Annotated in this window: 21 protein-coding genes and 1 tRNA gene; 18 read left to right on the forward strand and 4 right to left on the reverse strand. The window is 65.2% G+C overall.

All coding sequences use genetic code 11. The features are described from left to right. Nucleotides 1–28 precede the first annotated feature (28 nt). From nusB to ACRECS_RS07240, 11 genes are all read left to right on the forward strand, one after another. Complete coding sequence (gene nusB, locus ACRECS_RS07190; RefSeq protein WP_431582284.1) at nucleotides 29–487, forward strand: transcription antitermination factor NusB; 459 nt, start codon at nucleotides 29–31, stop codon at nucleotides 485–487. Continuing rightward, a complete protein-coding gene (thiL, locus tag ACRECS_RS07195; protein ID WP_431582285.1) occupies nucleotides 488–1,390 on the forward strand; it encodes a thiamine-phosphate kinase in 903 nt (300 codons plus the stop codon). Nucleotides 1,391–1,494: 104 nt separating this feature from the next. Next, nucleotides 1,495–3,618, forward strand: a complete 2,124-nt coding sequence (locus tag ACRECS_RS07200) for a sodium-translocating pyrophosphatase (RefSeq protein WP_431582286.1) — start codon at nucleotides 1,495–1,497, stop codon at nucleotides 3,616–3,618. 166 nt (nucleotides 3,619–3,784) lie between these two features. Further along, entirely contained in the window at nucleotides 3,785–5,734 is a 1,950-nt protein-coding gene (locus tag ACRECS_RS07205) for an alpha/beta hydrolase family protein (RefSeq protein ID WP_431582287.1), read from the forward strand. A 94-nt stretch (nucleotides 5,735–5,828) separates the two neighbouring features. Next, nucleotides 5,829–6,905, forward strand: coding sequence for a hypothetical protein (locus tag ACRECS_RS07210; RefSeq protein WP_431582288.1), 1,077 nt, complete (start codon nucleotides 5,829–5,831; stop codon nucleotides 6,903–6,905). Nucleotides 6,906–6,962: 57 nt separating this feature from the next. Continuing rightward, nucleotides 6,963–7,844, forward strand: a complete 882-nt coding sequence (locus ACRECS_RS07215; protein WP_431582289.1) for an oxygenase MpaB family protein — start codon at nucleotides 6,963–6,965, stop codon at nucleotides 7,842–7,844. A 393-nt stretch (nucleotides 7,845–8,237) separates the two neighbouring features. Beyond that, nucleotides 8,238–8,456: a translation initiation factor IF-1 gene (gene infA, locus ACRECS_RS07220; RefSeq protein ID WP_010162480.1), complete on the forward strand. Its 219-nt coding sequence runs from the start codon at nucleotides 8,238–8,240 to the stop codon at nucleotides 8,454–8,456. Nucleotides 8,457–8,469: 13 nt separating this feature from the next. Then, entirely contained in the window at nucleotides 8,470–9,075 is a 606-nt protein-coding gene (locus ACRECS_RS07225; protein WP_431582290.1) for a Maf family protein, read from the forward strand. Continuing rightward, the gene (locus ACRECS_RS07230) at nucleotides 9,068–10,036 is read left to right on the forward strand and encodes a ribonuclease E/G (RefSeq protein ID WP_431582291.1); all 969 of its coding nucleotides are present in this window, start codon (nucleotides 9,068–9,070) and stop codon (nucleotides 10,034–10,036) included. The genes ACRECS_RS07225 and ACRECS_RS07230 overlap by 8 nt, the downstream gene beginning before the upstream one ends. Next, nucleotides 10,033–10,227 carry a DNA gyrase inhibitor YacG gene (locus tag ACRECS_RS07235; RefSeq protein ID WP_431582292.1) on the forward strand — a complete coding sequence of 65 codons (195 nt, stop codon included), beginning with the start codon at nucleotides 10,033–10,035 and terminating at the stop codon, nucleotides 10,225–10,227. Before ACRECS_RS07230 ends, ACRECS_RS07235 begins: the two co-directional genes overlap by 4 nt. Nucleotides 10,228–10,259: 32 nt before the next feature. Then, nucleotides 10,260–10,335, forward strand: a tRNA-Phe gene (locus ACRECS_RS07240). A 23-nt stretch (nucleotides 10,336–10,358) separates the two neighbouring features. Here the strand turns inward: ACRECS_RS07240 and ACRECS_RS07245 are convergent. Then, on the reverse strand, nucleotides 10,359–10,862 hold the full coding sequence (locus ACRECS_RS07245; protein ID WP_431582293.1) for a GNAT family N-acetyltransferase: 504 nt from the start codon (nucleotides 10,860–10,862) through the stop codon (nucleotides 10,359–10,361). Continuing rightward, nucleotides 10,859–11,470, reverse strand: a complete 612-nt coding sequence (locus ACRECS_RS07250) for a TetR/AcrR family transcriptional regulator (protein WP_431582294.1) — start codon at nucleotides 11,468–11,470, stop codon at nucleotides 10,859–10,861. The genes ACRECS_RS07245 and ACRECS_RS07250 overlap by 4 nt, the downstream gene beginning before the upstream one ends. Before the next feature lie 101 nt (nucleotides 11,471–11,571). Between ACRECS_RS07250 and ACRECS_RS07255 the strand changes: the two genes are divergently transcribed. From ACRECS_RS07255 to ACRECS_RS07270, 4 genes are all read left to right on the forward strand, one after another. Continuing rightward, nucleotides 11,572–12,315, forward strand: coding sequence for an SDR family NAD(P)-dependent oxidoreductase (locus tag ACRECS_RS07255; RefSeq protein WP_431582295.1), 744 nt, complete (start codon nucleotides 11,572–11,574; stop codon nucleotides 12,313–12,315). A 180-nt stretch (nucleotides 12,316–12,495) separates the two neighbouring features. Continuing rightward, nucleotides 12,496–13,995 (forward strand): L,D-transpeptidase family protein, encoded by a 1,500-nt coding sequence (locus tag ACRECS_RS07260; RefSeq protein ID WP_431582352.1) that lies wholly within the window; start codon nucleotides 12,496–12,498, stop codon nucleotides 13,993–13,995. A 37-nt stretch (nucleotides 13,996–14,032) separates the two neighbouring features. Further along, complete coding sequence (locus ACRECS_RS07265) at nucleotides 14,033–14,368, forward strand: hypothetical protein (RefSeq protein WP_431582296.1); 336 nt, start codon at nucleotides 14,033–14,035, stop codon at nucleotides 14,366–14,368. A gap of 132 nt (nucleotides 14,369–14,500) precedes the next feature. Then, nucleotides 14,501–15,889, forward strand: coding sequence for a M20/M25/M40 family metallo-hydrolase (locus ACRECS_RS07270; RefSeq protein ID WP_431582297.1), 1,389 nt, complete (start codon nucleotides 14,501–14,503; stop codon nucleotides 15,887–15,889). A 141-nt stretch (nucleotides 15,890–16,030) separates the two neighbouring features. Here the strand turns inward: ACRECS_RS07270 and ACRECS_RS07275 are convergent, their stop codons facing one another. After that, nucleotides 16,031–16,624 (reverse strand): TetR family transcriptional regulator C-terminal domain-containing protein, encoded by a 594-nt coding sequence (locus ACRECS_RS07275; protein ID WP_431582298.1) that lies wholly within the window; start codon nucleotides 16,622–16,624, stop codon nucleotides 16,031–16,033. Nucleotides 16,625–16,708: 84 nt separating this feature from the next. Between ACRECS_RS07275 and ACRECS_RS07280 the strand changes: the two genes are divergently transcribed. Together ACRECS_RS07280 and ACRECS_RS07285 are read left to right on the forward strand one after the other, a co-directional pair. Next, nucleotides 16,709–17,893, forward strand: coding sequence for an aromatic ring-hydroxylating oxygenase subunit alpha (locus ACRECS_RS07280; RefSeq protein ID WP_431582299.1), 1,185 nt, complete (start codon nucleotides 16,709–16,711; stop codon nucleotides 17,891–17,893). Nucleotides 17,894–17,940: 47 nt separating this feature from the next. Continuing rightward, nucleotides 17,941–19,548 carry a phytoene desaturase family protein gene (locus ACRECS_RS07285; protein ID WP_431582300.1) on the forward strand — a complete coding sequence of 536 codons (1,608 nt, stop codon included), beginning with the start codon at nucleotides 17,941–17,943 and terminating at the stop codon, nucleotides 19,546–19,548. A 7-nt stretch (nucleotides 19,549–19,555) separates the two neighbouring features. Here the strand turns inward: ACRECS_RS07285 and ACRECS_RS07290 are convergent, their stop codons facing one another. Continuing rightward, the gene (locus ACRECS_RS07290) at nucleotides 19,556–19,993 is read right to left on the reverse strand and encodes a hypothetical protein (protein ID WP_431582301.1); all 438 of its coding nucleotides are present in this window, start codon (nucleotides 19,991–19,993) and stop codon (nucleotides 19,556–19,558) included. 542 nt (nucleotides 19,994–20,535) lie between these two features. Between ACRECS_RS07290 and ACRECS_RS07295 the strand changes: the two genes are divergently transcribed. After that, entirely contained in the window at nucleotides 20,536–21,261 is a 726-nt protein-coding gene (locus ACRECS_RS07295; RefSeq protein ID WP_431582302.1) for a LuxR C-terminal-related transcriptional regulator, read from the forward strand.

Genomic DNA, 21,261 nt, shown 5'->3' on the forward strand with positions numbered 1-21,261 from the left:
TTCATTCAGCCGCGTTAAGAGCGGGCCAATGTCCAATCGTACCGCCTCCCGCTCCAAAGCCCGCGCCGCTGCGCGTCTCGCCGCCATACAAGCACTGTATCAGCATGAGATGGAGGGCACGGCGATCCCGTCGCTGCTCCATGAGTTCCACAATCATCGGCTCGGCGCGACGATCGAGGACGCAGAATATGCGGAGGCGGAGGTCGATTTCTTCGACGATGTGGTCAAGGGCACGCATGCCCGGCTGGCCGAGATCGACACGATCGTCGCGGCCAAGCTCGCCAAGGGCTGGAGCCTGACCCGCCTCGACAAGGCGATGCGCGCGATCCTGCGCGCCGGGACATATGAGCTGCTTGCGCGGCCAGACGTGCCGGTCGGCACGGTGATCACCGAATATGTCGATGTCGCCCACGCCTTTTTTGACAAGCGCGAGGCGGGCTTCGTCAATGGACTGCTCGACGGAATCGCGAAAGATGTCAGGAGTTAAGTGACCGAGGCCGAGTTTCTCGCCGCGTTGCGCACCCTGCCGCTCCATCCCGGGGCAAACGGCCTGTCCGACGACAGCGCGAGCCTCGGCCAATTTATCCTCACCACCGACACGATCGTCGAGACGATCCACTTCCTGCCCGGCGACCTGCCCGGGGACGTGGCCTGGAAGCTCGTCGTGGCCAATCTGTCCGATCTTGCCGCCAAAGGAGCGACACCTCTCGGCGTGCTGCTCAACTACCCGCTGAGCAGCGGCGCCTGGGACACGGCGTTCCTTGCCGGCTTCGCCCATGTACTGAAGAGCTTCGACACGCCGCTGCTTGGTGGCGACACGGTGTCGCTGCCGCAGGGCGCGCGCCGTGTCCTGACGCTCACCGCGATCGGCAGCGCCGCCGCCGCGACGCCGCTGCGATCGGGCGCCAGGCCGGGCGACCTGCTCTATGTCACCGGCACGATCGGCAATGCCGGTGCCGGCCTCGCCATCGCGCGGGGCAAGCCGGGATCCGACGAACTGCTTGACGCCTATCGCCGTCCCCATCCCCGTCTCGCCGAAGGCCGCGCGCTGGCGCCGCATGTCCATGCGATGATGGACGTGTCGGACGGCCTGCTGATCGACGCGCGCCGCATGGCCGAGACGTCGGGGCTGGCGGTGACGATCGATCTTGGCGCCGTACCGCTCTCCCCCGCCTATCTCGATTTTGCCGGCCGCACCCGCGACGCGCGCCTTGCCGCCGCGACCGCGGGCGACGATTACGAGCTGCTGTTCGCCGCGCCACCCGGCCATGCCCCACCGGCAACCGCAACGCCGATCGGCCGCTTCGATCCTGGCGCCGGCCTGATCCTGCATGACGGCGGCGACGTGCTGCCGCTTCCCGGCCATCTCGGATTTCAGCACGACATCTGACCGGGTTGCGCTCCGCGTTACCCGCCTTATACCTTTCGCCAAACCGTAGGGGACGCGGTCAACCTGACCATCCGTCCCAAGCGACATAAAGGGGAAGGATCAGCATGACGATTGTCTATGCCGCCATAATCTGCGGCCTGATTGCCGTAGTGTACGGCATCATCACCAGCCGCCAGGTGCTCGCTGCGAGTCCAGGCAATGAAAAGATGCAGGATATCGCCGCGGCGATCGCCGAAGGCGCCAAGGCCTATCTCGGCCGTCAGTACCGCACCATCGCCGTTGTCGGCATCGTTGTCGCTGCGCTGGTCACTTATTTCCTCGGCTATGTCTCCGCGATCGGCTTTGCGATCGGCGCGATCCTGTCGGGCGTGACCGGCTTCATCGGCATGAACGTGTCGGTCAAGGCGAACGTCCGCACCGCGGAGGCCGCGCGCACTTCGCTGCAGGGCGGCCTGACCATGGCGTTCCGTTCGGGCGCGGTCACCGGCATGCTCGTCGCCGGCCTTGGCCTGCTCGCGATCGCCGGCTTCTTCTGGTACCTGACCGGCCCCGGCGGCCATGCGCCGACATCGCGCATCGTGATCGACTCGCTTGTCGCGCTGGCGTTCGGCGCGTCGCTGATCTCGATCTTCGCGCGTCTCGGCGGCGGCATCTTCACCAAGGCCGCTGACGTCGGCGCCGACCTGGTCGGCAAGGTCGAGGCGGGCATTCCCGAAGACGACCCCCGCAACCCCGCGACCATCGCCGATAATGTCGGCGACAATGTCGGCGACTGCGCCGGCATGGCGGCCGATCTGTTCGAAACCTATGTCGTGACGCTCGGCGTGACGATGGTGTCGATCGCCCTGCTCGTCCAGGCCTCGGCCAGTGAGCTGCTCGCCCTTATGGGCCTGCCACTGATCGTTGGCGGCGTGTGCATCATCACCTCGATCATCGGCACCTATATGGTGCGTCTCGGCAGCAACAACTCGATCATGGGCGCGCTCTACAAGGGCTTCTGGACCACGGTCATCCTGTCGATCCCGGCAATCTATTTCGCCACGCAATATACGCTCGGCGACATGAATACCGTGATCGGCGGCGCGTCGTTCCTCGATCCCGGCGCGGCCAATGCCGGCTTCACCGGCATGAAGCTGTTCTGGTGCATGATGATCGGCCTCGCGCTGACTGGCGCGCTGGTGTGGATCACCGAATATTACACCGGCACCAACTACCGCCCGGTCAAGTCGATCGCCAAGGCATCGGAAACCGGCCATGGCACCAACGTCATCCAGGGTCTCGCGGTCAGCCTTGAGAGCCCGGCACTGCCCACGATCGTCATCTCGATCGCGGTGATCGCCGCCTATCAGCTGGCCGGCGTGATCGGCATCGCGTTCGGCGCAACCTCGATGCTGGCGCTGGCCGGCATGGTCGTGGCGCTCGACGCCTATGGTCCGGTCACCGACAATGCCGGCGGCATCGCCGAAATGGCCGGCCTGCCTGACGATGTCCGTCACCGCACCGACGCGCTCGATGCGGTCGGCAACACCACCAAGGCGGTGACCAAGGGCTATGCGATCGGCTCGGCCGCACTCGCTGCACTGGTGCTGTTCGGCGCGTATACGACTGATCTCGGAATCTACTTCCCCGATCTCAATGTCGATTTCTCGCTCTCCAATCCTTATGTCATCGTCGGCCTTTTGCTCGGCGCGCTGCTGCCGTTCAGCTTCGGCGCGTTCGGCATGACCGCGGTCGGCCGCGCGGCGGGTTCGGTGGTCGAGGATGTCCGCGCTCAGTTCCGCGACAATCCCGGCATCATGGAAGGGACTAGCCGTCCCGACTATGCCCGCACCGTCGATCTCGTCACTAAGGCGGCGATCAAGGAGATGATCATCCCGTCGCTGCTGCCGGTGCTCGCACCGATCGCGGTGTATTTCATCATCACCGCGGTATCGGACCAGGCGAGCGGCTTCGCGGCACTCGGCGCGCTGCTGCTTGGCGTGATCGTGTCGGGCCTGTTCGTCGCCATCTCGATGACCTCGGGCGGCGGCGCGTGGGACAATGCCAAAAAGTATATCGAGGACGGCAATCACGGCGGCAAGGGTAGCGAGGCCCATAAGGCCGCGGTGACCGGCGACACCGTCGGCGATCCGTACAAGGATACCGCGGGTCCCGCGGTCAACCCGATGATCAAGATCACCAACATCGTGGCCTTGCTGCTGCTCGCGGCGCTCGCGCACGCGGCCTGACAGGCCCGATCCTATGGTCGCAGGAGCGGCCCGCGCGGGGATATCCGCGCGGGCCGTTTCCGTTTTGCCCGCCATGAATACGCTCTCTTTCGGCAATGCTTTCAAGCGGCTGCGCGACACGATATCAACACAGGCCATTGGGGTATGGGATCGGGGCAGGGGGAACATGATTCGGACATTGATTGGGGCATTTGCCGTCGCCATGGCCGTCGGCCCGACCGCAGGGCAGTCGCCGGCCCCGCCAACGATCTCCTCAACAGCTGCGCCGACGGCGCCGATACCGATCGATCATTTCGCCAGCCTGCCGTTCCTGACCGCACCGGAACTGTCGCCCGACGGTACCAGAATCGCCGCGCGGATCGCGATCGCGGGGCAGCTGCGCCTGGCGATCGTGCCGCTTGCCGATGTGAAGAAGATGATCATGCTCGGGATGGGAGACAGTGATCTCAACAACTGGCAATGGGTCAATAACGACTGGCTGATCGCCAATATCGGCTCGACCGAGAAAGTGGAGGGCGACGACTGGTACCTCACCCGCATCGCCTCGGTCAGCGCGGACGGCAAGAAGATCTCCATACTTGGCGCGAAGACCGCGGCGCAGCATGCCGGCAACGTGTTGTGGACGGCACGCGACGGATCGCCGCACATCCTGCTCGCCATGCAAACCTCGATCTATTCGAACGATGTGGGTCTCTGGCCCGAGGTGCGCGATTTCGATGTCAGCACGGGCAAGAGTGTCCGGGTCGTCCCTTCGACCGACAAGGTATCGAGCTGGTTCACCGATGCCTCAGGCGCGGTACGGATGGGCGTTGCCTATGATGACGACCGCCGGTCCTATCGCCTGCTCTATCGCACCGACCCGACCAAATCGTTCCACACCGTCAGCAAGGTGCGCGGCCGCGGCGCCTCGCTCGGCAGCCTGCCCGCGATGTTCCTGCCCGAACCCGGCAAGGCTCTCGCGTTCGATGACGACGATGGTTTCAACGCGCTCTACGCCTTCGACCTCGCCACGTTGAAGATCGGCGAGAAAGTGTTCGGCAAGCCGGGCTATGACATCGGGGAGATCATACCTGACGCCACCGGCACCCGGGTCATCGGCGTGCGATATACCGACACGCGCGCGCGGACACACTGGTTCGACCCGGTGCTGGCGAAGATCCAGGCCGATATCGACCAGGCAATCGGCGCGCGGCACGCGCAGATTACCTCCTGGAGCAATGATTTCAGCGTGCTGATCGTCAAGGTCGCCGGCGCCGACCGCCCCGGCGCCTATTATGTCTATCGCCCGGACGAAGGCCGATTGCGTATCCTGGCCAAAGTCAATGAAGCACTGGGCACCGACGCCCAGTCGCCGGTCAGCACGATCAAGTACAAGGCGCGCGACGGACTGGAGATTTCCGCAGTCCTCACTTTGCCCAAAGGCAAGGCGGCAAAGGACCTGCCGCTGATCATGATGCCACATGGCGGCCCGGCCGTACGCGACGATGAGAGCTGGGACTGGCAGGCCCAGTTCCTTGCCAGTCGTGGCTATGCCGTGTTGCAGCCAAATTATCGCGGCTCGACCGGCTTCGGCACCGCATTCAACGAAAAGGGCCAGGGCCAATGGGGCCTGGCGATGCAGGACGACCTGGTCGATGCGGTCAAATGGGCGGCCAGCTCCGGCCTGGCCGATGCAAAGCGCGTGTGCATCGTCGGGGGGTCATATGGCGGCTATGCCGCATTCCGCGCGGCGCAGCGCGATACGGGGATTTATCGCTGCGCCGTATCCTTCGCCGGCGTCTCCGACATGCCGGCGATGCAGCGTTACGACAGGGGTTTCCTGAATGGCGGGCAGACCAACGACTATTTCCGGAGCTTTGCGCCTGACCTGAAAAGCGTGTCGCCGATCAACTACGCCGCCCAGTTCAGCACCCCGATCCTGATCATACATGGCAAGCTCGACCGCGTCGTGCAGGTTCGCCAGTCGCGCGAGATGGCCGAGAAGCTGAAAGCGGCGGGCAAACCCTATCGCTATGTCGAACAGCCGCTCGGCGACCATCATTTCTCGCGCCAGGCCGATCGCGTCCAGTTCCTGACCGAGCTCGAGGCGTTTCTGAAGGAGCATAATCCGGCGTGAGCGGCTTTCCACGCGGCCGGCAACGGACCGCCGGAGTGAGTTGCCGATTGCGTCATCATGTGATGCTTGGATCAACGACCAGGGGGACGCAGAAATGACCAAGGCATATCGGTTGCTGGCCATCGCGGCCATTTTTCTACTTGCAGCACCGGGATCCGCCCAGACAGCCGACGGCAAGACGGCCCCCGCGACGGACATTCGCCATGCCGAAAGCGGATGGATATTCCCGCCGTCCGTGGAGGGATTTCAGCGCACCAGCGACGCCAAGGTTCTGGCACCGCAGGGCGATGTCGCGGTCGATTATGAACGCGTCGACGGGGGCAAGCGGACCATTGCCTCGGTCTATGTCTATCCATCAACATCAAGCGCAGCCGATGCGGATTTTCAGGGCGCCGAAGCCGCCATTGTCGCCGGGTTGAAGGACCAGCTCCTGTCGCAGCTCTGGTCGGAGGGGCCATTCCGCGTCGGCACCGCCCGGCCGCTGGTGGGCGAAAAGGCCTTTTACAAGATCGGCCTCGGACCGCAGAGCTGGCAAACCAACCTCTATTATTTCGAAACCGGCAAATGGCGGATCAAGGTTCGTGTGACGTTGCAGGACAATGATTTCACAGTGCCGGATTCGTTCGTGCGCGCGCTTCCGTGGCAAAGCCTGGCGCTTGACAACACATGTTCGGCCACCGCCTGCCAGGTCGATCGCCCGCTCCCCGTCCATGCATATATCCCGGAGATGCTGGTATCGATGCTGAACAGCAAGCTGCCGGATGTGTTTGCCGCAAAGGTGGAGCCATGTGACCCCAACCGGCTCAACGCCGACATCGTCACGCCCGCAAAGACCAAGGAAAACGGCTTGGCCGACCCCATCTGGGTGGCTGCACAATGTTCGCCCGGTGACGGATTGACTGTCAGCGCTGTGCGCGTTGTTTTCCCGCCGCAAGCCATCACGGCCATCGAGAAGGAGGCGCCCGACGGCCTGTCGTTGCGGCAGCCGCTGACCTATTTCGCGCTGCGCGATACGAAAACAGACTCGCTCACCGAGATGCACGACGGAAAGCTCGATGCCGCCGCCATCACCGCAATCCTGCAACGGCTGCGCAACGGCACGCATCGTGCGTTTGCAGCGGGAAAGAAGGGCAGCAAGCCGCCCGCGCCGATCACACGATTCGTCAAATAGACCGCGTCCCGCCGAGGGAGGATTGCGATTGCGGGTCCGCTGGCCCACATCACCGGCATGAACCCGGTCCGCGCCCTGGTCGAACGCCAGATCGACAGCCTGGTCGGTCCGTCGCCCAATGATATTCCGTTCGACCTGTCGACCGGCGATGACGGCCTGTTCGGCCCCGGGTCGGTCGCGTGGGAGGTGCATGGCGATTTCGCGACGATGATGGTCGGCGGCGTCGCGGCGCTGCTGCTGCAGATGCTCCACCCCGCGGCGCTGGCCGGTGTATGGGACCATAGCGATTTCCGCCGCGACATGCGCGGACGGTTGCGCCGCACTGCGCGTTTCGTCGGCGGCACCACCTATGCCTCGACCGAACAGGCCGAGGCGATGATCGACCGGGTGCGCCGCATCCATGACCGGGTCAGCGGCACTTTGCCGGACGGCACGCCCTATTCCGCGACCGACCCGGTATTGCTCACCTGGGTGCATGTCGCCGAATCGGCGAGCTTCCTGGCCGCCTATCGCCGCTATCGCGACCCGGCGATGCCGGTGGCGCGACAGGACCGCTATTTCAGTGAGGTCGCAGTGGTCGCAGAGCGGCTCGGCGCGACCGACATCCCGCGGACACGCGCGGCGGTCGACGCCTATCTGCAGGCGATGCGTCCGCAATTGCGCAGCGACGAGCGCACCCGCACCATCGCCCATGCCCTGTTCAACCCGCCCGCCGACACGCTGGCGGTCAAGCCGATGCAATCGCTGACCATGGCAGCGGGGATCGACCTGCTGCCACCCTGGGCCGCGGCGATGCACGGCCTGACCCGATCGCGCGGGCAGCGCCATCTGGTCCGCGCCGGCACCGCAAGCATCGGCATGGCGCTGCGCTGGGCGCTCAGCGAACGCACCGCACGCAAGGATTCGCTGTTGCGTGCGCGGACCGCCTCGCGCGGGTAACCACCCCTGTTTCCGAGAAATAAAAAAAGCCACCCCTGTTAAGTTGGATTTTGCGAACAGAATTACTCCCTTTTTTCAGTATCTTACGTCTGTCCACCCTTGTTATGAATAACAGGGGTGGATTGCGGCATAACAGGGGTGGAACAGGGGTCGCCGTTCACCGGAACAGCGGTGCCGATCGTTTTTTATATTCATCATGAGAAAGAGCCGGCCGGCACCTGGTGAAGATCCCGACCGCCGCGACTCTGGCATGATCGCTATGGTGGTTGAATCGATCCGCCCCTGCACGGCGACACGCTTCAATCTCTGCCATGAAGTCCCCCGCTTCCCTTCTCGCGCGTCTTCGGCTAAAGGCCCGCGTTCAAGAATTCCCCGAAATCACCAGAGGTTTGTTTGGCCAAGGAAGAACTGCTCGAAATGCGCGGCCAGGTGGTGGAGCTTTTGCCCAACGCCATGTTCCGCGTGAAGCTTGAGAATGACCATGAAATTCTTGGTCACACTGCCGGCAAGATGCGCAAGAACCGCATCCGCGTGCTGGTCGGCGACGAAGTGCTCGTCGAACTCACGCCCTATGACCTGACCAAGGGCCGCATCACTTATCGCTTCAAGTAACGGAGCCGAGGGCATGGCCCCCGAGCCCGATCTTGTGCCCGATAGCGTGCCCCGTCTCGTCCTTGCATCGACCAGCCCGCGCCGGCTGGAGTTGCTGGCCCGTATCGGCATCGTGCCCGATCGCATCGCTGCGCCCGATATCGATGAAGACCCGGTCAAAGGCGAAGGGGCCCGCGTCTATGTCGAGCGCATCGCGGCCGCCAAGGCGCATGCGGTCGATCGTGCACCGGCTGAGGTCATCCTGGCCGGCGACACGACGATCACGGTCGGCCAGCGCATTCTCGGCAAGCCCGAGGACGAGGCCGATCTGCGCCGCATGCTCGGCCTGCTCTCCGGCCGGCGCCATCATTGCCTCTCCGCCGTGTGCGTAATCGACAGGACGGGCAAGGCGCGCACGCGCCTGTCCGACACGATCGTCGCCTTCAAGCCGCTCGGCCCCCTGGATATCGATGCCTATGTCGCGAGCGGCGAAGGCATGGGCAAGGCCGGGGGCTATGCGATTCAGGGTCGGGCGGAGAGCTGGGTGCGCTTCCTGTCGGGCAGCCATTCGGGCGTGGTTGGGCTACCCTTGTTCGAAACGCGCGCGCTGCTGACCAGCGCCGGCCTCCCCCTTGGCTGAATGGCTTTACGAAGCGGGCATCGGCGAGTGCCGCGCTGCGCTGGTCGAAGACGACACGATCATCATGGCGCGGATCGAGCCCGACACGATCGGCCCGCTGGTCGGCACCGTCGCGGTTACGCGCCTGGTCGATATCACGGTCAAGGGCCGCGAAGGCCGGGTCATGTTCGACGATGGCGCAGAGGCCCTGCTCTCCCCGCTTCCCGCCGGCATCACCCAGGGCGCCAGGCTGAGCGTCGAGATCATCCGCGAGGCCATTCCCGAACCCGGCCGCGCCAAGCTTGCCCGCTGCGTCCCGAGTGATTCGCCGCCCGTCACGGGCGCAGACCTGCTTGCTCGGATCACCGCCACCGGCCACCCGGTGCGGCAGTGCCGCGCGCATGAGGCCGATCATTTCGAAGCGGCGGGCTGGTCCGAAATACTGGAAGAAGCGACCGGCGGAGAGATCGCCTTTGCCGGCGGCGCGCTGCGCATGACGCCGACGCCGGCGATGACCCTGTTCGATGTCGATGGTGCCAAGGATCGTGGCGGCGCGCTTGAGCCGCTTGCCATTGCCGCGGCGCATGCCGTCGCCGCCGCGATCCTGCGCCATGATATCGGCGGATCGATCGGCATCGACTTTCCAACGCTGGCGGGCAAAGCCGCGCGCCAGGCTGTCGCCGCCGCGATCGACGAAGCGCTGCCGCTGCCGTTCGAGCGCACCGCGATGAACGGCTTCGGTTTCCTGCAGATCGTCCGCCCGCGCACCCGCGCCTCGCTGCCCGAGCGGCTGCGCGCCGACCCTGCCGGGGCCGAGGCACGCGCGCTGCTGCGCATGATCGAGCGTATTCCCCCGCCGGCCCCGCGACACCATATCGTGTCCCGACGCGTCAGCGACCTGCTGGCGACGCGGCGTGACTGGCGCGAGGCGCTGGCCCGCCGTACCGGCGTCGAGCCGATATTCGAGACGAGAGAGATATGAAGAAAATCGCCTGCCCGATCTGCGGCAAGCCCCCGAGCGACTCGCACAAGCCGTTCTGCAGCCAGGGGTGCCGCGACCGCGACCTGCTGCAATGGCTCGGCGAGGGGTATCGCATCCCGGTCGGCCCGGCCGATCCGGAAGCTGAAAATGCTTCCTCAACCGGACTGGACACCGCCGATAACGACGACTAAGAGGCCGCCTCTCGCCGGACATGTCCGGCAGTGCCCGAGTAGCTCAGTTGGTAGAGCACACGATTGAAAATCGTGGTGTCGGTGGTTCGAACCCGCCCTCGGGCACCATTTTCCCCTGGTGCCGTCACACGTCACGATCCGAGCTGGTACAGGTCGGAATCCGCATCGCCGTTATAGCCGCGCGCCGCGAGCGCGAATCCGTGCCCGGTCAGCAGCCGGACCGAGACCAGGTTGCGCGGATCGACCGTCGCGCGAACCGGATCGATGCCGCGCCCGGCCGCGAATTCGACCAGTGCCGAGAGGATTTCGCCGCCATAGCCCCGCCGCCAGAAAGCGCGCGCCAGCCCATAGATGATCTCCTGCGATCCGTCCGCTGGCCGCGCGACCCCGGCCCAGCCGATCATCAGCCCGTCTTCCTTTCGCTCCACCGCCCCGGTGCCATAGCCGTGGCGGGCGAGATTCTCGGCCGATCTGAGCACCCATAAGGCCGCATTGTCGGCCGACAATGCAGTGCCGTCGTCGACGAATCGCGCCACCTGCGGATCGGCGAACAATGCCACCAGCGTCGATGCGTCCGCCGGAATGAAGGGCCGGATGATCAGGCGCGGGGTCTCCAGCCTGCTCTCGAAGATCATCCGCGCGCATCCCGCAATGCGGCGCAGGATTGCCGCCCGCCAATGGCGATCGATTCGAGCGTGGCAGCGTCCGCGCCGTCGCGGGCAATGATCGACATGCCGTGCTGGAGCGAGGCGTAAAAGGCAGCGGCAGCGGCGCAATCGAAGTGCGGCGGCAATTGCCCATCGGCCACGGCGCGCTCGAATCGCTGCTGCAGCTGGTCCAGGTTCATCGCGCGATGACGCCTCAACGTATCGCACACCGGATGGCTCGATGGGCCGGTCGATCGCGCGCCAAGCACGATCATGCAGCCCCGGGGCGTCGCTTCATCGCTGTAGGAGCGCGCGGTGTTCATCAGGAAGGCGCCGATCGCGTCGACGATGTCGGGCTCGCTCTCCAGCGCCTTCCAGATCTCGACGCCGACACGGCCCTTGTAACGATCGACCGCCTCGCGAAACAGCGCCTCCTTGCTGCCGAACGCAGCGTAGAGGCTGGGCGATGCGATACCCATAGCATCGGTCAGGTCCGTCATCGACGTCTCTTCGAAGCCATTCTCCCAGAACAGCTCCATCGCCCGTTGCAACGCCGCATCGCGGTCAAAGGCCCGGGGGCGGCCACGCTTTTCCATCGTCAATCTCTTTTTGTGCCACTCGTTACAATAATCGGTTGACGCAAGCTTGCAAGGCGTTGCAGGAATTCTGTATTGATCAACACAGAAAGGGATTTACCATGCAGACCCTCGAAGGAAAGGTGGCACTGGTCACTGGCGGCAGCCGCGGCATCGGCGCCGCGATCGCCAGGCGGCTGGCGCGGGACGGCGCGATCGTTGCCCTCACCTATGTTCAGGGCGCCGATCAGGCGCAGGCGGTGGTACGCGCGATCGAGGAAGCGGGCGGCCGGGCGCTGGCGATACATAGCGACAATCGTGACCCCGTCGCTGTTGAAGCCGCCGTGGCGGAGGTCGCGCGGGCCTTTGGCCGGATCGATATCCTGGTCAATAATGCCGGCATCTTCCACGCCGCGCCGATCGCCGAACTGACCGCGAGCGATTTCGACGACACCATGGCAGTCAATGTCCGCGCCGCCTTTGTCGCGTCGCGTGCGGCGCTGGCGGCGATGCCGGATGGCGGGCGTATCGTGTCGATCGGCAGCAATCTGGCACTGCGCGCGCCGCACCCGGGGCTCAGCCTCTATACCGCGAGCAAGGCGGCGATCGGCGGCCTGACCATCGCCCTGGCGCGCGAACTCGGGCCGCGGCGGATCACCGTCAATGTCGTGCATCCGGGGTCGACCAATACCGACATGAACCCGAAGGACGGGCCCGGCGCGACGCACCAGACCGAGTTGATGGCCAATCCCACCGGCTTTGCCGACCCGGGCGAGGTCGCCGATATCGTCGCCTATCTCGCCTCGGACGCCGCGCGGTCAGTGACGGGCGCCGCCTGGACGATCGACAACGGCGCCAGCATATGAGCGACGCCGGCACCGGGACAGCGTCAGCGTCTCGTCTGGCGTCGGCTGTCCTGGTTGCCGGCGCTGCGATCACGCTGGCCGAGGTATGCGCATCGCACGTGATTTACCTTCGTCCGTTCATCCTGCCGCAGTATGAGCTTTCTATATCGCGCGTTCCTTGGCAGAGGTTCGGACATGTATATGCTTTACGATCAGGGATGTATCCTGGCTTCCACCGCCGGCCGCCGTTTTTTGACGGCTGCGCTGGCCGTATCGCTCGTGGCGGCGCCCGCCACGGCCCAGCAGGTGCCGCTGCCGCAGCGGGTCGCCCCGCCGCCGGTGGTGCCGACTGTGCCGGTCCAGCCGCCGATGGTGCTTCCCGACCTGACCGATGCGCAGGCGGAACAGCTCGCCGTGCTGCTCGACAAGGATTCGGTCGCACAGGGGCTGCGCGCCGATTCCGCGCCGCATGCGACCAAGCTCGATCGCGATGCGCTGATCGGCGCCGCGCTCGACCATGCCAAGGCCGTGCATGCCGGGCGGCTCGACACCGCCGACTTCCAGCTTCAATGGGGCATCCGGCCGCAAGCCTATGACCCGCGCCCGGGCTTTATCGACGCGCTGAAGCGCGACCGGCTGGCGGCGTGGATCGCTTCGCTGCCGCCGCCTTATGCCGGTTATGATGCGCTTGCCGCGGGGCTCGCCCGCTATCATGCCATTGCCGATGCCGGCGGCTGGTCGGCGCTGACCGCCGGCCCCGAGCTGAAACTGGGATCAAGCGGCAAGCAAGTGCTGGCGCTGCGCCAGCGCCTTGCGGTCGAGGATCCGCAGCTCGACGCCAAAGGTGATAAGTTCGATGCCGCACTGACGGAGGCAGTGAGCCGCGCACAGCGTCGTTATGGTCTCAACCCGGCCGGCGTCGTCGGCAGTCAGACGATCGCCGCGCTCAACGTGCCGGTCGACGCGCGCATTCGCCAGATCATGGCCAATATGGAACGGTGGCGCTGGCTGCCGGGTGAAATCGAGAAGAACCGCGTCCAGGTGAATATCGCAGCAGCCGTGCTGACCGTGTTCGACGGCGATGCGCCGGTGATGTCGATGAAGGCAGTGACTGGCCGGCCCGGTGACGAAACGCCGATGCTGGTGTCGCGGATTCACAGCGTGGTGCTCAATCCGCCGTGGAATGTACCCTCCTCGATCGCCAATCGCGAGCTTTGGCCCAAGGAAAAGAAGAAGCCGGGTTATCTCAAGGCCAATGGCTTCCGCATCATCGACAATGGCGATGGCAGCAAGCGGCTCCAGCAATCGTCGGAAAAGAGCGCGCTGGGCAAGTTCAAGTTCGATTTCGACAATCAGTTCGCGGTGTATCTCCACGACACGCCGGCGCAGGCGGGTTTCTCGCGCTTCGACCGGCTGGCGAGCCATGGCTGCGTCCGGCTCGAAAAGCCGGCCGACCTCGCCAAGTTGCTGATGCGGACGACGCCCGAATGGACGCCGGACGCGATCGACGCGACGATCGCCGAGGGCAAGACCGTGCGCGCGAAACTGACCGATCAGGTCGCGGTCTATCTGCTGTACTGGACCGCGTTCGCCAATGCGAACGGGGTGGTGAGCTTCCGCGACGACCCGTATAAATGGGACGGGACGCTGGCGAGCAAGATCGAGGCACGATCGGCCACCCAGGCGCTCGCCGCGCGCTAAAACCTGATATTCTGATACTGTTTTTCGAGGAATGACGATGAAGACCATCCGCAAAGCCCTGCTTGTCGCCAGCACTGCGTTGCTGGCCGCCGGACTGACGGCCTGCTCAGGATCCGAACCAGCCCCGGCACCGACCGAGAACAGCGAAGCGATCAGCGAACCGACACCCGAGCCAAGCGCGTCGCCGACCCCGGAAGCCTCGCCGGTCATTGAAACCAACGCCACCGCCGAAGCCGCACCGGAGCCTGCCGCCGTCGCGCCCGACGAGCAGATGCTCGACGATGCCTCCGCCACCGGCATGACAGCGCGCACCTCGCGCGGCGAGCCGGCCGCTGACGACACCGCGCCCGTGACGAACAGCCAGAGCAAGTAACGCCGCACCCGGGGGCCGCCATGATGCCCGCCCGGCGCCTTCCGAGCCCCACCCATGACGGGTAGGCTGCCCCCGTTGACGTGCGCGCGTCGCCCCCTAGCATCGCGCGCTCAACGATAAGGGGTCATGCAGATGCGGCATTTGGGTTCGATGGTGGCGGCGCTTGCGCTGATGACGGGGACGGCACAGGCCAAGGGCGCCGACAATAGCCAGGCTGAAGCGCAAGCGCTGGAGATCACCAAGCGCGCGATCGCCTTTCGCACCGTGCAGGGCCCCGGCAACCAGACCCCCGATTATGCCGAGTATCTGAAGGGCCTGCTGGTCGCGGGCGGGTTTGCCGCCGACGATGTGACGGTGACCAAAGTCGACGATACTGCGATGCTTGTCGCTTATTATCGCGGCACCGACAGCGCGGCCAAGCCGCTGGTCCTGTCCGGCCATATGGACGTGGTCGAGGCCAAGCCCGCCGACTGGCAGCGCGACCCGTTCACGCCGGTGATCGAGAATGGCTATCTGTTCGGGCGCGGCGCGACCGACATGAAGCTCGACGGGGCGGAAGTGGTCGCGACGCTGCTGCAGCTCAAGCGCGACGGGTTCAAGCCGCGCCGCGACATCGTCATCGCCTATTCGGGCGATGAGGAAACGACGATGAAGACCACTCAGGCACTGGCGGCGCAATTCGCCCATGCCGAGCTGGTGCTGAATGCCGATGGCGGCGGCGGGTCGCTGGCCGAGGACGGCCATCCGCAATTCTTCACGCTGCAGGGCGCGGAGAAGACCTATGCCGATTTCCAGCTCGAATTCACCAATCCCGGCGGCCATTCGAGCGCGCCGCGCAAGCTCAACCCGATCTATCAGCTGTCCGCCGTGCTCGACCGGATCGGCGCCTATCAGTTCACGCCGCAGGCCGATGCGCTGACCAAGGCCTTCTTCACCGAAGCCGCCAAGCAGCAGACCGGCGAGACCGCGGCGGCGATGCGCGCCTTTGCCGCCGACCAGACCGACAAGGCGGCGATCGCGACCCTGACCGCCAACCCCTCCTATATCGGTCAGATCGGCACGACCTGTGTCGCGACGATGCTGAGCGGCGGCCATGCGATCAACGCGCTGCCGCAGCGCGCCACCGCCTTGATCAATTGCCGCATCTTTCCCGGCGTGAAGGTCGAGGATGTCCAGGCGAAGCTGGTCGAGGTCGCGGCCGACCCGGCGATGACGATCAAATATGTCGAAATGGGCACCATCCCCAATGACGCGTCACCGATGCGCGCCGATGTGATGAAGGCGGTCAGGAAGGCGCTCGACATCGGCTACAAGGGCGTACCGATCATTCCCGGCATGTCGGCCGGGGCGAGCGATTCGATGTGGTTCCGCAGCCGCGGCATCCCGAGCTACGGGGTCAGCCCGACCTTCATCAAGGATTCGGATTCGTTCAGCCACGGCCTCAATGAACGAACGCCGCTGGCCAATCTCAAGCCATCCATGGCCTATTGGAAATCGCTGATCACTGACCTGTCGAAATAGGGTCGAGCGCCCCGATCGGCGGCAGGAGATATGGGACACCGGTTTGTGTCAAACTTTCTCGCCGCCGCTTCAGCTATTTCAGTATAATATCGTTGTATATCAGATGGTTATACGATCATAATGGATTTCGGGCTCGATCTCTTAACCCAACAGCGCCGCGATCTGGCGCCCGGCGATGCCGCGCGCCTCATCGGCAGTGAAGGTGGTCGGCGACAAGCAGAGTTCGAGCCATAGCCCGTCGACCAAAGCCGTGATCGCGATCGCGGTCAGGCGCAGGTCGGCGGGGGCGACACCGCATTCCGCCAGCAACGCCTCCAGGTCGCGGCGATAGGCGGCGTAGATATCGTCGTGCAGCGCGGCGATCCCCGGCCGCGCCTTGACCAGGCTCCAGAAGGCCAGCCAGGTCGCGAGCAGGCCAGGATCGGCAATCGGCGGGTGGAAGCTGGCGGTGACATAGGCGTCGAGCCGCGCGCGCGGATCCGGGCCGGCGGCCGCGACACCGGCATCGAGCGCGGTGCTGACCCGCTCACCGACATGCACATAGGTCGCGGCGACCAGCGCATCGACGCCGTCGAAATAATGGCTGACCAGCCCGGGCGACACGCCGGCCTCGACCGCGATCACTCTTACAGACGCTCCTGCCGCGCCATGCGACGCAAGCACGCGAGCCGTCGCCTCGATCAGGCTGAGACGGCGCGCATCGGGTTCGGCGCGGGAGAAGGCAGGCTGGGTCATCGCCCCGTCATAACAGCAATTGCGTTGCCGCGCAGCCTGTTGTACGATCGTTCAACAAGGATCACCCAGAAGCGGGAGGCCGGGATGGCGCATCGTTTTGCCGATATGGAAGCGCATGACCCCGATGCGGACTGGAGCCTGCCCGGCTGGCTCTATACCGATGCGGAATATTTCGACGTCGAGGTGGCGCGCGTCATCCGCCCGAGCTGGCAGATCGTGTGCCATGTCGGCGATATTCCCAAGGCGGGCGATTACCACACGCTCGATTATATCGGCGAAAGCGTCTTGGCGGTGCGCGGCGACGATGGCCAGGTCCGCGCCTTCGCCAATGTCTGCCGTCACCGCGCGATGCGGCTGGTCGAAGGGCCGCAGGGCTGCGCGAAGAAGCTGGTCTGCCCCTATCATGCCTGGGCCTATGAGCTTGACGGGCGCCTGAGCGGCGTGCCGATGCGCGGCGATTATCCGGCGCTCGACATGGCGAAGAACGGGCTCGTCCCGATCGGGGTCGAGATCTGGCGCGGCTTCGTGTTCGTGCGGCTGGAGGATGATGGCGGGCCGGCGGTCTCCGAGATGATGGCGCCTTATGACGATCAGGTCGCGCCGTACCGGTTCGAGGAGATGGAGACGATCAGCCCGGTGCGGGCGCGCGAGCGGGCGGTGAACTGGAAGAATGTCGGCGACAATTATTCCGACAATCTCCACATCCCGGTCGCGCATGACGGGCTGACCCGGTTGTTCGGCAAAAGCTATGCGATCGAGGCCGAGCCTTATGTCGACAAGATGTCGGGCCGGCTGGTCGATCGCCCCTCGGCCAATCCATGGGAGCGCTTCTACCAGAAGCATCTGCCCGAGGTGGATCATCTGCCCGAGGAGAATCAGCGGCTCTGGCTCTATTTCAAGCTGTGGCCGAACATGGCGTTCGACCTGTATGCCGACCAGATCGATTTCATGCAGTGGCTGCCGCTGACGCCGACCACGACCCTGCTGCGCGAGATGTGCTTTGCGTTGCCGGATGACCGGCGGGAAATGAAGCTGGTGCGCTATGCCAATTGGCGGATCAACCGCACGGTCAATGCCGAGGACACCTGGCTGATCGAGCGCGTGCAGCGCGGCATGGCGTCGCAGACCTATACCGCCGGCCCGATCGGCGCGAGCGAAGTGTGCCTGCGCAGCTTTGCCAAGAAGATCCGCCGCATCATCCCGGAGGCGCGCCAGCACCGCGCGCCCGCGCCGGGCTGGAGCCGCCGGCCGCGTGCCGTAACCGAATAACAACCGTCATCTCCGCGCGAGGCGGAATGATGGATGGGGGAAGCAGAATGACCAAATCCTACGACGCACTGATCATCGGCGGCGGGCATAACGGCCTGGTCTGCGCTTTCTATCTCGCCAAGGCGGGCATGAAGGTCCGCGTGCTCGAACGGCGCGACGTGATTGGCGGGGCGTGCGTCACCGAGGAATTCCATCCCGGTTTCCGCAACTCGACCGCGAGCTATACGGTCAGCCTGCTGCGTCCCAAGGTGATCAAGGACATGCGGCTGCACGAGCGCGGCTGGAAGATCATCGAGCGGACCATTTCCAATTTCTTCCCGCATGACGATGGCTATCTCAAGCTTGGCGGCGGCACGGCACGGACTCAGGCCGAGTTCGCGCGCTTTTCGCCCAAGGATGCCGAGACCTTCCCGAAATATGAGGAAGCGCTGGAGCGCGTCGCCGAGGTGCTGCGCGACATGGCGCTGAAGACCCCGCCCAATGCCGGCGGCGGCGTGCGCGCGCTGATCGCCGCGGCGGCACAGGGCCGCAAGCTTACTGGCATGAATATCGAGGCGCAGCGCGACGTGATGGATTTGTTCGTCAAATCGGCGCGCAGCTTCCTCGATAGCTGGTACGAGAATGACTATGTGAAGGCCGCGTTCGGGTTCGACGCGGTGGTCGGCAATTACGCCAGCGTCGACACGCCCGGATCGGCCTATGTCCTGCTCCACCATGTGTTCGGCGAAGTGAACGGCAAGAAGGGCGCCTGGGGCCATAGCGTCGGCGGCATGGGCGCGATCACCAAATATATGGCGGAAGCGTGCACTGAGCTGGGCGTCGAGATCAGCCTGGAAGCGCCGGTCGCCAAGGTGCTGGTCGACGGCAACCGCGTGACCGGCGTGAAGCTGGAAAGCGGCGAGGAGATCGCCGCCAAGGTGGTCGCGGCCAATGTCGGCCCGGCCCTGCTCTATCGCCAGCTGGTCGACCGCGCCGATATGACGCCCGAGTTCGCGCGGCGGATGGACAATTTCAAGGCCGGCTCCGGCACGTTCCGGATGAATGTCGCTCTGTCCGAACTGCCGGATTTTTCGGTCCTGCCGGGCAAGGAAGTGGCCGAGCATCATACCTGCGGCATCATCATTTCGCCGACGCTCGATTACATGGACAAGGCGTTCACCGATGCGAAGGCCAAGGGCTGGTCGGATGAGCCGATCGTCGAGATGAAGATCCCGACCTCAGTCGATGACAGCCTGGCCCCGCCGGGACAGCATATCGCCAGCCTGTTCTGCCAGCAGTTCGCGCCGGTGCTGCCAGACGGCCGCAACTGGGACGATGAGCGCGAGGCTGCGGCGGACCTGATCGTCGATACCGTCACCAAACATGCGCCCAATTTCAAGGGATCGATCATCGCGCGGCAGATCCATTCGCCACTTGATCTGGAGCGCAAGTTCGGGCTGATCGGCGGCGACATCATGCATGGCCATATGTCACTCGACCAGCTCTGGGCGGCGCGGCCGGTGCTTGGGCATGGCGACTACCGCGCGCCGATCAAGGGCCTGTATATGTGCGGCGCGGGCACGCATCCGGGTGGCGGCGTGACCGGCGCGCCGGGGCATAATGCGGCGCACGAAATCCTGCGCGACAAGAGCGTGCTGGGCCGGCTGTTCGGATAGGCCGCGGTCACCAGAAGCGCTGGCGCAGGCGGTTGAGGCGCTCCATCGTTTGCCGCTGCAGGTCGAGCCGCTTCATGCCTATGTCGTGATCGGCCTTATGCGCCTGTTTGCCGAACTCGGCCCCGCGCTGCCCGATCTCGGCCGCCAGCCGGTCATGCCCGGCAAGCAGGTCGCGCCACGGTGTCGCCGCGTCCGAGTCCAGCAGGGCGCAGCGATTGACCAGCATGGTGACCTCGGTCCGCCACACCGCCCCCCAGCGGCCGAGTTCGTCGAGCATCAGGGCATGGATATCGGCACGAGGATCCGGCACGGCGAGCATCCGGTCATAAAGGGTCGCGAGATCGGCGTCGTAGCGCGGCTTGAGATCGGCGAGCCGCGCGAGGTGCGCATCGATACCGGATTGTACCAGAGCGCGTTGCTCATCGGAGAGCGGTGCAGCGCCCATTTTTCGATCCTCAGCCGTTCGGATCGGGCACATGCCCGGTCCCGTCGCAAACATGGCAGGTGAATTTCTGACGCCCGTGGCAGCGCGGGCAGGTCATTTTTCCGCTGCCCTTGCAATCGGGGCAGGAAACGCGCCCGCTTCCCTTGGTGAAGTCGCCAAACTGCAATCCGGATCCCCGGCCGCCGCAATGCGTGCAGGCTTCATATTCTGCGCCGCGCGCGAAATAGCCGGCACCGCGGCATTCAGGACAGTCCATGTCCCGGTTTCCCCGGCAACCGGGGCAAGTGATTTCGCCATAGGAACAGTCGTGACAGGGTACCTGCCCATGGACGCAGTCCCGGTTTGGACATTTGATTTCCGCCATGATCGATCACCCCCCTTGCCGCTGCTCGGTGCACCGGGCGTAACCGAGCGGTCGCGATGCGGTCACCTCACGGAATCGAGGGGGTGGGAACCGATCGGTTCTGGATCGGAAAGCCATTGCCGCCGGTCGGACCGCTGCCTAGTCATTGGCAGGCCGTCCGCATGGCCCGGAGGAGCCGATGCCTGGCGAGATGATGTCGCTGATCGAACCGATTGTCGCCGCACGCGATGCAGCGCAGGCGGCGCGCGATTTTTCCAACGCAACCCAGGCGCTCGGCGTGAGCTATTTCCAGGCACGGCATTATCGCCGACCGCCCGGACAGCTGACCGCGGCGCGCCACTGGGCGGCGGGCGGGCTGGTCGAGCGGCGCTGCGTGAGCGGCTGGATCGGCGGGACCAGCCACCGCTATATCTGCTTCGAGGTCAATCCGCTGGTCGAGCCGATCGCGCGCGGCATGACGCGCTATCGCTTCAGCGACTTCGCGCCGCGCCGGGACCGCCGCTTCGGCGACTATTGGGACGCGATGAGCGAGGGGCGGATTGGCGACGCGCTTGGCGTGACCGCCTATGGCTATGACGGCGCGGTCGCATCACTCCATATCGGCTTTGCCGACCCGGCGATCGAGGACGAGACCGCCGAAGCGCTGTACGTCGCCGGCGCGATCCTGACCGAACGGCTGCTGCGCGCACCGCTGGCCGAGGGCGAGCCCGGCACCGCATCGCTCAGCGTGCGCGAACGCGATGCGATCGGCCTGGTCGCCGACGGCAAGACCGACTGGGAGATCGCGACAATCATGGGCGTCGCCGAGACCACCGCCCGTTTCCATGTCGACAATGCGCGGCGCAAGCTGGGCGCGGTCAACCGCGCGCACGCGGTCGCCCGGCTGATGTCGCTGGGCCTATAA

Origin of the sequence: Sphingomonas sp. (assembly GCF_050725575.1) — a bacterium.
Taxonomy (GTDB): Bacteria; Pseudomonadota; Alphaproteobacteria; order Sphingomonadales; family Sphingomonadaceae; genus Sphingomonas.